14 protein-coding genes are annotated in these 12632 nt (G+C 47.1%); 5 read left to right on the top strand and 9 right to left on the bottom strand.

What is annotated here, in order from left to right:
* Positions 1 to 23 precede the first annotated feature (23 nt).
* The 5 genes from JZY04_RS17255 to JZY04_RS17235 all read left to right on the top strand — a co-directional run bounded on the left by JZY04_RS17255 (position 24) and on the right by JZY04_RS17235 (position 4408).
* Positions 24 to 1097: an RluA family pseudouridine synthase gene (locus tag JZY04_RS17255; RefSeq protein ID WP_005810796.1), complete on the top strand. Its 1074-nt coding sequence runs from the start codon at positions 24 to 26 to the stop codon at positions 1095 to 1097.
* Positions 1094 to 2068, top strand: coding sequence for a D-alanine--D-alanine ligase (locus tag JZY04_RS17250; RefSeq protein WP_022011444.1), 975 nt, complete (start codon positions 1094 to 1096; stop codon positions 2066 to 2068). The genes JZY04_RS17255 and JZY04_RS17250 overlap by 4 nt, the downstream gene beginning before the upstream one ends.
* A gap of 99 nt (positions 2069 to 2167) precedes the next feature.
* Complete coding sequence (locus JZY04_RS17245; RefSeq protein WP_032542931.1) at positions 2168 to 3316, top strand: 1-acyl-sn-glycerol-3-phosphate acyltransferase; 1149 nt, start codon at positions 2168 to 2170, stop codon at positions 3314 to 3316.
* Positions 3313 to 3993 (top strand): NigD-like protein, encoded by a 681-nt coding sequence (locus tag JZY04_RS17240; protein WP_032542901.1) that lies wholly within the window; start codon positions 3313 to 3315, stop codon positions 3991 to 3993. The genes JZY04_RS17245 and JZY04_RS17240 overlap by 4 nt, the downstream gene beginning before the upstream one ends.
* A gap of 19 nt (positions 3994 to 4012) precedes the next feature.
* Positions 4013 to 4408, top strand: a complete 396-nt coding sequence (locus tag JZY04_RS17235; protein ID WP_122142907.1) for a rhodanese-like domain-containing protein — start codon at positions 4013 to 4015, stop codon at positions 4406 to 4408.
* Positions 4409 to 4467: 59 nt separating this feature from the next.
* Here JZY04_RS17235 and JZY04_RS17230 read toward each other — a convergent pair whose 3' ends face one another.
* From JZY04_RS17230 to JZY04_RS17190, 9 genes are all read right to left on the bottom strand, one after another.
* Positions 4468 to 5421 (bottom strand): acetylornithine carbamoyltransferase, encoded by a 954-nt coding sequence (locus JZY04_RS17230; protein ID WP_005810784.1) that lies wholly within the window; start codon positions 5419 to 5421, stop codon positions 4468 to 4470.
* Between the two features lie 52 nt (positions 5422 to 5473).
* Positions 5474 to 6202, bottom strand: coding sequence for a murein L,D-transpeptidase catalytic domain family protein (locus tag JZY04_RS17225; RefSeq protein WP_122142906.1), 729 nt, complete (start codon positions 6200 to 6202; stop codon positions 5474 to 5476).
* 39 nt (positions 6203 to 6241) lie between these two features.
* Positions 6242 to 7264 carry a L,D-transpeptidase gene (locus tag JZY04_RS17220; RefSeq protein WP_022011448.1) on the bottom strand — a complete coding sequence of 341 codons (1023 nt, stop codon included), beginning with the start codon at positions 7262 to 7264 and terminating at the stop codon, positions 6242 to 6244.
* Between the two features lie 491 nt (positions 7265 to 7755).
* Positions 7756 to 9003, bottom strand: coding sequence for a glutamate-5-semialdehyde dehydrogenase (locus JZY04_RS17215; protein ID WP_032541604.1), 1248 nt, complete (start codon positions 9001 to 9003; stop codon positions 7756 to 7758).
* Between the two features lie 11 nt (positions 9004 to 9014).
* On the bottom strand, positions 9015 to 10097 hold the full coding sequence (gene proB, locus JZY04_RS17210) for a glutamate 5-kinase (protein WP_005778957.1): 1083 nt from the start codon (positions 10095 to 10097) through the stop codon (positions 9015 to 9017).
* 189 nt (positions 10098 to 10286) lie between these two features.
* Positions 10287 to 10523, bottom strand: coding sequence for a DUF2007-related protein (locus JZY04_RS17205; RefSeq protein WP_005778954.1), 237 nt, complete (start codon positions 10521 to 10523; stop codon positions 10287 to 10289).
* 76 nt (positions 10524 to 10599) lie between these two features.
* A complete protein-coding gene (gene murI, locus JZY04_RS17200; RefSeq protein WP_122142904.1) occupies positions 10600 to 11442 on the bottom strand; it encodes a glutamate racemase in 843 nt (280 codons plus the stop codon).
* Positions 11443 to 11546: 104 nt separating this feature from the next.
* Positions 11547 to 12056 (bottom strand): OmpH family outer membrane protein, encoded by a 510-nt coding sequence (locus tag JZY04_RS17195; RefSeq protein WP_005810775.1) that lies wholly within the window; start codon positions 12054 to 12056, stop codon positions 11547 to 11549.
* A 57-nt stretch (positions 12057 to 12113) separates the two neighbouring features.
* The gene (locus JZY04_RS17190; protein WP_122142903.1) at positions 12114 to 12629 is read right to left on the bottom strand and encodes an OmpH family outer membrane protein; all 516 of its coding nucleotides are present in this window, start codon (positions 12627 to 12629) and stop codon (positions 12114 to 12116) included.
* Between the last annotated feature and the right edge of the window lie 3 nt (positions 12630 to 12632).

Below are 12632 nucleotides of genomic sequence, written 5' to 3'. Positions count from 1 at the left end.
AAACGTATACGTAGAAAAAACGCATGATAGAAGAATTGCCTGACGAACTTGAACAGGACGAATTGGATGATATAGAACCTGTAGGTGACGAGAACCAGCTCTACGAGCATTTCCGTGTGGTAGTGGACAAAGGGCAGGCGATGGTCCGGGTAGATAAATATTTGTTTGAACGCATCGTCAATGCTTCGCGCAATCGCATACAGAAGGCTGCTGAAGACGGTTTTGTCATGGCTAACGGCAAGCCCGTGAAGAGTAGCTATAAGGTGAAACCGCTGGATGTGATTACGGTGATGATGGATCGTCCCCGCTACGATAATGAGATTATTCCTGAAGACATTCCCTTGAATATTGTCTACGAAGACAAATACCTGATGGTGGTGAACAAGCCTGCCGGGCTGGTTGTGCACCCCGGACACGGAAACTATCATGGTACATTGGTCAATGCCATCGCCTGGCATCTGAAAGATAATCCGGACTATGATGCTAACGACCCTCATGTGGGATTGGTACATCGCATCGATAAAGATACTTCGGGGCTGCTGGTCATTGCTAAAACTCCGGATGCCAAAACCAATTTGGGCATTCAGTTTTTCAACAAGACTACCAAACGCAGATACCGTGCACTCGTATGGGGAATTGTCGATCAGGACGAAGGTACCATCGTAGGGAGTATCGCTCGTAATCCGAAAGACCGGATGCAAATGGCCGTTATGCCCGACCCGGCTCAAGGAAAACATGCTGTCACCCATTATCGGGTACTCGAGCGTCTGGGATATGTCACTCTGGTGGAATGTATTCTTGAAACAGGACGTACGCACCAGATACGCGTACACATGAAGCATATCGGTCATGTACTCTTTAATGACGAACGGTATGGCGGTCACGAAATCCTGAAGGGAACTCACTTTAGTAAATACAAACAATTTGTAAACAATTGCTTCGACACTTGTCCGCGGCAGGCCTTGCACGCCATGACGCTGGGGTTTGTGCATCCCGTCACTGGTGAAGAGATGCATTTCACTTCGGAGTTGCCGGATGATATGACCCGGTTGATAGAGAAGTGGCGAGGCTATATTAGCAACAGAGATTTAGAATGAAACGCAACATTGCCATCGTGGCAGGAGGCGATACCTCCGAAATCGTAGTTTCCCTGCGTAGTGCACAGGGCATTTACTCCTTCATTGATAAGGAGAAGTATAATTTGTACATCGTAGAAATGGAAGGCCGTCGCTGGGAAGTGCAGTTGCCGGACGGAAGTAAAACGCCGGTAGACAGAAACGACTTTAGTTTTATGAATGGGGCGGAGAAGGTTGTATTCGACTTTGCCTATATCACCATTCATGGGACGCCGGGTGAAGACGGACGTTTGCAGGGGTATTTCGACATGATGCGCATTCCGTATTCGTGTTGTGGTGTATTGGCTGCTGCCATCACTTACGATAAGTTTGTCTGCAACCAGTATCTCAAGGCATTTGGCGTACGTATCTCCGAATCATTGTTGTTGCGTCAGGGACAGACTGTTTCCGATGAGGATGTGATAGAGAAGATCGGTCTACCTTGCTTTATCAAACCCAATTTAGGGGGGTCCAGTTTTGGAGTGACAAAGGTAAAAACGCGCGAACAAATTCAGCCGGCTATCGCTAAAGCTTTCGGCGAAGCGGAAGAGGTAATGATAGAAGCTTTTATGGCCGGAACAGAATTGACTTGCGGTTGTTATAAGACGAAAGAAAAATCGGTCGTTTTCCCGTTGACTGAGGTAGTGACGCATAATGAGTTTTTCGATTACGATGCGAAGTACAACGGACAAGTAGACGAAATCACTCCGGCACGTGTATCGGAAGAACTGACCGAACGGGTACAGGCATTGACTTCGGCTATCTATGATATATTGGGATGTTCGGGCATTATCCGCGTAGACTATATCATTACGGAAGGTGAAAAGATTAATCTTCTGGAGGTGAATACCACACCGGGTATGACCGCTACCAGCTTCATTCCCCAACAGGTGCGTGCTGCCGGAATGGATATAAAAGATGTAATGACTGATATTATTGAGAATAAATTTTAACTGTAAGCTGTGAGCAATGGGCTACAGGCTGAACAAACCGCAAGTTTGGTGTGGTATAAGATAGCGTGGCTCTCGTAGCTTATACAAAGAATGAAAGCTATGAATACAACCGAGTTTGATGAAATCCGTCCTTACAACGACGAAGAGCTCCCCGGAGTTTTCGAAGAACTGATTGCCGATCCGGCTTTTCAGAAAGTGGTTGCCGGGGTGATACCGGATGTCCCCTTTGAGATGTTGGCACAAAAGATGCGTGCCTGCAAAACGAAACTGGAATTTCAGAAGACCTTCTGTTACGGTCTGCTGTGGAAACTGGCGGGGGAGTGTACTGATGGTATCTCATTAGATCATACGGCTATTCCGGACAAGAGTAAGGCATACACATACATTTCGAATCACCGGGATATAATCCTCGATTCCGGCTTCTTGTCGGTACTGTTAGTCGACCAGGGGATGGATACGGTGGAAATTGCCATTGGTGATAACCTGCTGATTTATCCGTGGATCAAAAAGTTTGTCCGGGTCAATAAATCATTTATCGTACAGCGCGCACTGACTATGCGGCAAATGCTTGAATCATCGGCACGTATGTCCCGTTATATGCACTATACGATTGGTGAAAAGAACCAGTCCATTTGGATTGCACAGCGTGAAGGACGTGCCAAGGACTCCAATGACCGCACTCAGGACAGTGTGCTCAAGATGCTTGCGATGGGTGGAGAGGGTGATGTAGTGGATCGTCTGATGGAGATGAATATTGCTCCTCTTGCTATTTCTTATGAATATGATCCTTGCGATTACCTGAAAGCACAGGAGTTCCAGTTGAAACGTGATATAGAGGGGTATAAGAAGACCATGGAAGACGATCTGAAAAATATGCAGACCGGTCTGTTTGGTTATAAAGGTAAGGTACACTTCCAGACCGGGGCCTGCCTCAATGATTTGCTTTCGACAGTGGATCGTTCTTTGCCTAAGCCTGAGCTGTTTACACGCATCTCTACATGGATCGACGAACGCATTCATGGCAATTATCGACTCTACCCGGGCAATTATGTGGCTCATGACTTGCTGACCGGCAAAAATGATTTTGAGTCCCATTATACATTGGCCGACAAACAACGTTTCGAAGCCTATATGGAGAAACAGCTTGGAAAAATTGAGATACCCGATAAGGATATTCCATTCTTGCGTGAAAAGTTGTTGCTGATGTATGCTAATCCGCTTGTGAATTACTTAGCTGCACGTCAATGAGAATATGGGTGCTGCATATCGCCCGACTTGTATTGCTCTCTGCTTTCCTAATCTCCTGTAATGAAGAAGAGGGAGCCTCTTACCCTCCTGTGAAACTGGAGTTTCTGACCGCTGAGGCGGGAGCAGACGGTACTTTGCAAACATTGGTAACGGATAAGGGAGAGCGTCTGGTGGTGGCAGAAGACCGCACCCGGACGGAATTATTCCCGAATGGAAGTAGCCGCGTGGTGGGTAATTATGAAGTAATCTCGTCCGCCGGTGGGCAGAAGGAGGTGCGGATTTATGCATTGGCCAATACTGTATCTCCTGCCCCGGTACCCGCTGCGGAGTTCGGGAATGGTTTGAAACTGGACCCGGTTGATGTGCTGAGTATCTGGATGGGGCGTGATTTTCTGAATATGACCCTCTCCATCAAAGCACAAAGTGAGAAACACAGGTTCCATTTCATTGAAGAGTCCGTTGTGAGGGATGCCGTAACAGGGCGGTTAACTGTCCGTTTGATGCTCTATCATGATAATGGAGGAGATATGGAAGCCTATACCAAGCGGGCTTATGTCTCGGTGCCGTTGGGCCGGTATGCGGCAAGTGCTGCCGAACCGGCAATGATTTATTTCAGCTTGCATACGTATGACGGGAAGGTGAAGACCTATCAGTTTGAGTACGTACCCAGTCACTAATCATTAATTACTAAATTATATGTCGAAAATGAATTCAATGCTTATGGGAATATGGTTTTTATTGTCATCTCTCTTTTCTTGCCAGCAGTCGAAAGGGGACTTCAAGACAGTGCCGGTAAAGGAGTTTGCTTCACTGATTCAGGACGAGAGCGTACAGCGGTTGGATGTCCGTACAATGGCCGAGTACTCTGAAGGCCATATCCCGGGGACCATCAATATCAATGTGCTTGATGATTCGTTTTCCGCTATGGCAGACTCTACGCTTCAGAAAGATAAGCCGGTAGCTTTGTATTGCCGTAGTGGTAAGCGCAGCAAGAAAGCGGCTGCCATCCTCAGTGAGAAAGGTTATAAAGTTTACGAACTGGATAAGGGATTTAATGCCTGGCAGGAAGCGGGAGAGAAAGTAGAGAAATAACGATCAACGATGAACAGCAATCATGTGCAACCCTGTTCATCGTTGATTGTTCATTGTTATTATAGATTTTCCAGCAGTCTTTTCAATACTACTGTTGCTGATATTTCGCGGTTTGCAGCTTCTGGGATCACAATGGATTGCGGGCTCTCGATAACATCGTCCGTCACAATCATGTTCCGTCTTACCGGAAGGCAATGCATGAAGTAGGCGTTGTTGGTTACGGCCATTTGGCGTTCGCCTACGGTCCAGTTGCGGTCTGTACTCAAAATCTGTCCGTAGTTGTCACCTGTGTAGGCTGCCCAGTTCTTGGCATATATAAAGTCGGCTCCTTCGAATGCTTTCATCTGGTCATATTCTACCCGTGCGTTTCCTACAAACTTCGGGTCGAGTTCATAACCTTCAGGGTGGGTGATGACAAATTCATAGTCAGTGGCATTCATCCATTCGGCAAACGAGTTGGGGACTGCCTGTGGCAATGGACGCGGATGCGGTGCCCAGGTCATTACTACTTTCGGACGGGCAGTCTTTTTATATTCTTCGATGGTGATAAGATCGGCAAAGCTCTGCAACGGATGGCGGGTAGCCGCTTCCATGGAGAATACCGGGCGTCCGGAATGTTGTATAAACTGATTGATGATTACTTCGTTATAGTCGTACTCGCGGTTCTCGAAGCGGGCAAACGAACGTACACCGATAATGTCGCAATAACATCCCATAACTGGAATGGCTTCCAACAGATGCTCTGGTTTGTCGCCGTCCATGATGACGCCACGTTCCGTTTCCAGCTTCCAGGCTCCCTGGTTGATGTCCAGCACAATTACGTTCATACCCAGGTTAAGCGCAGCTTTCTGAGTGCTGAGGCGGGTGCGGAGGCTGGAGTTAAAGAAGATCATCAACAAGGTTTTATTACGTCCCAGTTCTACATATTTAAACCGGTCTTTCTTGATCTCGAATGATTCGGCCAGGGCTGATTTCAGGTCGCCGATGTCTTGTACGCAAGTAAATTTCTTCATAATTGTCTTTGTTAGAATGAATATACCTTTCCGCAAAGGTATGATAAAATTTTCAATTGGCAGACTGTGCCCATGAAAGATACTCCGTTTGCCGTGGGGACAGGAAAGTGCTGTTGGCCAGATAATCCTTATTATTGGCATAGATAAAGAGCACACTGCCCTTTTTAATCGTGTCGATTATCGGTTTGGCAAGTGCCTGCGGCAGGGCAGGACAACCCAGGCTTCGTCCCAGGCGGCCGGCAGAAGCGGCTATGTTAGGGTTGGCATAAGCGGCGCCGTGCATCACGATGGCACGTTGTTTGGCTTGGTCATTAATTCCTTTTTCCAGTCCGTTCAGTACCAGAGAGTAGCCGTTGCGCCCTTGATATGTATTTTCTGTCAGGTAAAAGCCAAGTGAACTTTTGTATGAACCGTTTTTATTGGAGAAAGAAGTTGCATAGTTCTCTCCGCTGTTTCTGCCATGTGATACGACAGAGGTATAAAGCAATTTCTTATTCTTCATATCGAGCACATAGAGGCGCTTCTCGGTAGATGGTTTAGAAAAGTCTATCAGCGTCATGATAGACTTGCTTTTCTGCTCAATTTTCCGGTAGCCGGTGACTGCCTGACGAAAGGCTGTATAGCTTACGATACCATCCAGGTGCATATCGTCGAACAGTTGATCCACTTCGTCCGTTTCGGGAGTGGAGGCAACGGATACAGGTTCACTGACCGGTACGCGGCTGGGTGCTTCTGCCAAAGGAAGAAGAAACAACAGGAGAAATAGAAATACTTTTTGCATAGGAAACAGAGAAAAATAACGGCGCAAAGATACGGATTTCTATTCCAAAACAAAAATAATTGTCTCATTTACAGGTGCCCAGTCGAAAATAAACTTCGAATGTGAGGTGGCATTCCGTACACACATGTGCGAACGGGGGGTAGTGCCCAGTGACGGACTGTACTCGATGAGTGCTTTGCGTGGCTCGTTTACCGGGACTCCGTGAATGTATCCTCCGTCCGAGAACCGGCTTGCGTAAGGTGCAAAGCCTCCGGTAGCGGTAGAACCGTCTTTGAGGAATATCATACGTGCCTTTTTCTCTTGCAATACGAAGATGCCTAACGGGGTTTCCTGTGCATACGGCGGGCGGTGCCGTCCGGTGGTGGCGGGGTTCATGCTGCGTACAGCCCATCGGGCCTCGCCGGTTTGTTCCAGTGTTGCTATGTTCTGGTCTCTCCGGTCTATCATGATTGCTTTGGTGAAACGGGTCGTATCCGGGAGTACTTTGACGTATTTCTTGGGTACATACCACTCTTCACCTATGTAGATGGGAGATACCTTAACGAACTTTTCTCCGTCTGCCAGAAAACGTACCAGCGAACCGTCTTCTCCATAACGTTCGGGTACCAGTGTATCGGTGAGCAGATAGAGCGGAACGGACTGGTAACGCTCTATGCCCAGGGTGTCGGCAATGCGTTTGTAAGCATTCCGTTTGTAGTGGCGCACCAATGGGGCTTCACCGTTCCGATTCTTATAGTTTTGCAGGATACCCCATCGAGAGGGCTCTTGCTGGATATTTTCGAGCAGAGCCAGACGTTCTTTGATCTTATCCCACTGGAAACTGCGGGTGGTATCTTTGTACGGGTAAGTATCTTCAAGGGTATATTTGTCGTAGAGCAGGTCTTTCACAATCTCTATCTGCTCTGCCGAGATAGCCTTGGGCTTCTCTTCGGGAGGTGTTTGTTCCAGTGAATCTGCTACAGTAACTGTTTCGGGCTGTAGCGGATTTGTTTTGTTTTCTCTGTTGCATGCGCAGAAAAGGAAGAGGAGGGAGAACAAGTATATATGGGCTGTTTGCTTCATAATGGGATGGGTTAGGGGTTCATTTACAAATATAATATTTTTTATAAGGAATAGCAAAGCGTTTTGTTTTCGTATTATTAATAATTTGCATATTTGCCCTTTGTTTTGTCAAGAGCAAGTTTACACTTCTTTAACGTGAGGTCCTGCCGGATTAAACTATTTATACTTTTCGGATTTTGCGCGGAGGAGTTATGCCGGATGTTAACCGCGATAATAAGGTGAAGATGCCGTCTCCGTCTCCGGAAGCAACCGTCTTCGGGCCGGAACACCGGCTCTTCCGGCACGGAATACCGGCTCTGTTGAGGGGAAACACCGGCTCTGTCTTTCGGAAATGCAGCCTTTGAAAAAAAGAAAGGGGGAGGCAGCGGCCTCTCCCTTTTATCGCATTCTAAATAGAATGTAATGTATGATTGTATTTACAAAGATAGCATAATCCGGGGGCAAAGTCAAGTTTTGAACCGATTATTTTGCGGATTTCGCCTGAATAAAGATCATCGGCGCGTTTGTCCGTCACCTTCGATGATCCATTTATAGGAAGTGATCTCTTCCAGTCCCATCGGGCCACGGGCGTGCAACTTCTGTGTACTGATGCCGATCTCTGCTCCCAACCCAAATTGTGCTCCGTCGGTAAACGCCGTAGATACATTGGTATATACACACGCTGCATCTACCATCCGGGTAAAAAGGGCGGCGCGTTCCCGATTTTCAGTGACGATGCTCTCGCTGTGGCGGGAACTGTACTCTTGAATATGTCCGAGTGCGTCTTCAAAACTACAGACTGTCTTGATCGCCATTTTATAGTCCAGGAACTCTGTCCCGAAACTTTCGGGTGTAGCCGGTTTCAATCCTTTGGCAGGATAATGTCCTTCAAGTGCCTGATAAGCCAACGGATCAGCGTAGATAGTCACATTGCTTGCTTTGAGTTTCTCGCATAGCGCAGGCAGGTCGGACAATCTGCTCTTATGAATGATCACACAATCGAGTGCGTTGCAGACGCTGACACGGCGTGTTTTGGCATTGTGAATGATGGCTGCTCCCTTAGCAGTGTCTCCGTATTCGTCAAAATATGTATGGCAGATGCCTGCACCTGTTTCTATCACCGGTATGGTGGCATTCTGTCGCACGAAGTTGATCAGGCTACTGCTACCGCGGGGAATAAGCAGATCTACATATCCGGCGGCATGCAAAAGTTCGTTGGTCGCTTCGCGGTCAGCCGGCAGCAACTCGACGGTGTGGGTGTCTGCATCAAACAGCCGGAGCACATTATGTATCACTTCTACGATGGCGCGATTCGAAAAGTCGGCATCGCTACCGCCTTTTAAAATACAGGCGTTACCACTTTTCAGGCAAAGCGAAAAGACATCGAAACTGACGTTAGGACGTGCTTCGTAGATGATACCGATAACTCCGAAGGGCACACTTACTTTTGTCAGCTTCATTCCGTTGGGCCGGATGCTTTCTTTCAGGATCCTGCCCAGCGGTGAGGGGAGTGTCGCTACGTTCCGTATGTCGGAGGAAATTCCTTTCAACCGTTCTTCGGTCAGTTTCAGCCGGTCGTATTTCGGATTGTCGGGTGACATCCGATCCAGGTCTTTCCGGTTTTCGGAAAGGATATACGGCGTTTGTGCCAAAGCAGCATCCGCTACGGCGTTCAATATCCGGTTTATTTGTTCGTCGGGCAATAATGCTAAACGACGGCTGGCTGCTTGTACGGCAGCAAATGTATCATTCAAGTTCATACGAAATTCGTTTATTCGATATAAAGGTAGTCATAATGGACTACTGCTTTTTTTCCATGTTTTCCGATGGCGTCCCGTGCTTGTGTCGAGTCACAGTTGGCTTTGCCCACACCTATGGGAACGCCCCGGTTATCGATGATCCGCACGATGTCATCTTTCTCAAACTCCCCTTCGATGCGGGTGATTCCGATGGGAAGGATGCTGACTGCCTTGTCCGAGTTCAAAACTTCGGAGGCTTGTTCATTGATGTGTATCTCTCCTTTGGCGAAACCTTCGCTGTGGGCTATCCATTTCTTGATACTCGACACCGGCTGTGGGGCGGGGATGAAACGGGTGCAAATGGTTTCTTCCGGATGTTCCGTCAGGTTGATGAGTATATTGTCACGTTTGCCGTTGGCAATGATTACGGTAATACCTTCGTCTGCCACTTTGCGGGCAATGTTGGTTTTAGTCAGCATACCGCCCCTTCCAAAACTCGATTTGCTGGTCTGGATATAGTTTGTCAGGTCTTTCCCTTGCCCTATTTCCCGTATCACGGATGAAGCCGGATCGGCAGGAGAACCGTTGTATATGCCGTCAATATTGCTTAGGATGATAAGAGCCTGCGCATCCATCATTGAGGCGATGAGTCCCGATAATTCGTCGTTGTCCGTGAACATCAGTTCGGTGACGGAGATGGTATCGTTTTCGTTGACAATGGGGATGACTCCGTTCTCGAGCATTACCGTCATGCAATTTTTCTGGTTGAGGTAATGCCGGCGGGTACCGAAATTCTCTTTGGTGGTGAGTACCTGGCCTACGGCGATGCCGTGATCACGGAACAATTCGTAATATCGGTTGATGAGTTTGGCTTGTCCTACAGCAGAAAATAACTGGCGTTGGTCAACGCTGTCGAGTTTCCTGAGGGTGCGTATTTCACTTCGTCCTGAGGCGACAGCCCCCGAAGAGATAAGAATGATTTCCATTCCGGCTTTATGCAGGGCAGCTATCTGGTCGGTTAGGGCAGACATCCGGGTGACGTCCAGCGTTCCGTCTTGCCGGGTAAGTACGTTACTTCCCACCTTTACAGCTATTCGTGTAAACTCCTTTTTCATTATGCTAACGATTTGAAAGCACAAATATATGGATTTTTGTCGAAATGTAACCTAAGGGGTACATTAAATGAAAGGTCTTATCATCCGGGTGCCTAAAGAGAGGGATTAGGTGCCGGTAGTACATACCTCTCCCACGTGGGTATGCCTGACGGACATGTCTGCGTGGGAGGAGAAAAAATGTTTGGTGATTTATTCGTTCGCCTTTTCCCGGTTTCTCACTATTTCCATAGCCTGCTCGTAATCGTCTTCATTGACGAGGACGGCTATTTCCTGTCCGATGTAGTAAGGTGCCAGAGCCGCAAGGCCACCTCCGTCCTTCAGAATGGATTCTATTCCATTGCTTTCAAGTAATCCTTTGGTAAACTCTGCTTCCCAAGGTGAACCGGTGAAGACTTCTACTAAGCGGGTGTCTTTATCTTCTTTCATAATGGTAGGGATATTATGTGGTTATCTCCTACAAATATAACAAAAAGAACCTGGATAATGTTGTTTTACATATAGATTATTCCAAAGATATCCGTTGTACCGTAATGTCTTGGTTGAGGAATGTTGAGGCCGATTCAATAAATTTATCTTCGGCTTCTGTGGTACAAAAGCTGCAACTGCCTCCCCGAGTGCATTTCCGGTCCATTTCGGGGTGCCTGTAGAGGTAATCTTTCAGGCTGGCGGCTACATATTCTCCCTGTGCAACCACTTTCATACTTTGGGGCACGAACTGTTGTATCTTGGGCAGCAGCAGCGGGTAGTGGGTACATCCCAAAATGATAGTGTCTATCTGTCCGTCTTTGGCAAGCAGGTTGTGGATGTATTTACGGATGAAAAAGTCGGTTCCCTCACCATTGGCTTCGTTGTTTTCGACCAGAGGTACCCACATTGGGCAAGCTTCTCCACTTACTTTTATGTCCGGAAAGAGTTTATGTATTTCGAGCGGATACGATTCCGATTTGATGGTGCCGGCTGTGGCCAATACTCCGACATGGCGGGTTCGGGTTATGCTGCCGATGCACTCTACCGTTGGACGAATGACTCCCAGGACTCTTCGGCTGGGATCGATATCCGGAAGGTTGTTCATTTGTATGGTTCTTAATGCCTTGGCCGAAGCTGTATTGCAGGCAAGTATCACTAAGTGGCAACCCATCTCAAACAGTTTGTTAACCGCCTGCAGGGTAAATTCATATACGATTTCAAAAGAACGGGTACCGTAAGGGGTACGGGCGTTGTCGCCCAGGTAGATATAGTCATAATCCGGAAGAGCCTCCCGGATTTTACTCAGGATGGTCAGTCCGCCATATCCGGAGTCGAATACTCCGATAGGACCGGGTTTCTGGGAAAGGGATTGTTTCATAACGGAGATGGGTTAAAATGTTACGAGCTACAAGTGACAAGTCGTAGCGTATTTTCCGCATAGTACTTGTAGCTTGTAGCTCGTAACTTTATAGCTTCCGACTCTTATTTAATGCCCAATTGGGTCTTTACTTTCGGAGTCAGGTTGATGCTCTGATTTTCGTTAACGTAAGGTATCGGAGTACGTGCCATGTCGAAAATGTAGATAACACCTTCTGCTGCGCCTACTGCTTTGATAGCATCGTCCAGCTTCTTGTATACCGGAGCCATCAGGTCGTTATTGGCTTTCTCCATATCCTGTTGCGCCTTAGCCTGGAATTGTTCTTGTCTCTGCATCATGTCTTCCAACTCTTTTTGTCTTCTTTCTGCAATCACAGTAGGAAGAGAGTCTTTCTGCTGCATGAACTCCTGATATTTTTTGTTGAATTCTTCTTGAGTTCTCTGAAGGTCCTGTCCGAGTTGTTTGTTCAATGCCTGCAATTCAGATTGTGCTTTGGTGTATTCCGGCATAGCCGAAACAATTTCCATTGCATTGATGTGACCGAATTTAAGATTTTGTGCGAATACGCCCATCGGGAGTACCAGCATCATTAAAAGTGCAATTTTTTTAAGCATAGTTCTATTATTTATTTGAATGATTACTTTTTAGTTATCGGCTGCAAATGTATGAAATTAATTTGAATATCCTAATTTCGCCAGCACTTCATTGCTCACATCAATGCGCGGAGTAGCAAAAATAATGCTCGAAGCTGAGGCTCTGTCCACTACTACAGCGTAGCCGTTTTCTTCGGCTACTATTTTTACGGCATTGTATATTTCATCCTGAATGGGCTTCATCAGTTCTTCTCTCTTCTTAAAAAGCTCGCCTTCGGGACCAAAGTACTTCCGTTTCAACTCTGAGGCAGCCTTTTCTTTTTCTACGATGGCATCTTCTTTTTGAGTTTTCTGCGCAGCCGTCAACTTTGCAGATGCAGCTTGATAGTCTTTAAACATGGTTTGTGCTTCCTTTGCCAATACTTCGACTTCACCCTGCCATTGTTTGGTGGCTTGGTTCAATTGTTCGTTGGCACGTTCGTAAGCCGGAATGTTCTTCAGGATATACTCCATATCGATCAGAGCAAACTTTTGTGCTTGAGCTGTCATACCTACGGCAAACAGCAAGATGATAAATAGAACAGACTTTTTCATAAC

Origin of the sequence: Bacteroides sp. 11BF, from assembly GCF_019633765.1 — a bacterium.
GTDB classification, from domain to species: Bacteria; Bacteroidota; Bacteroidia; order Bacteroidales; family Bacteroidaceae; genus Bacteroides; species Bacteroides hominis.
The sequence above is the reverse complement of the archived record's forward strand: the minus strand, read 5'-3'. Positions and strand labels throughout refer to the sequence as shown.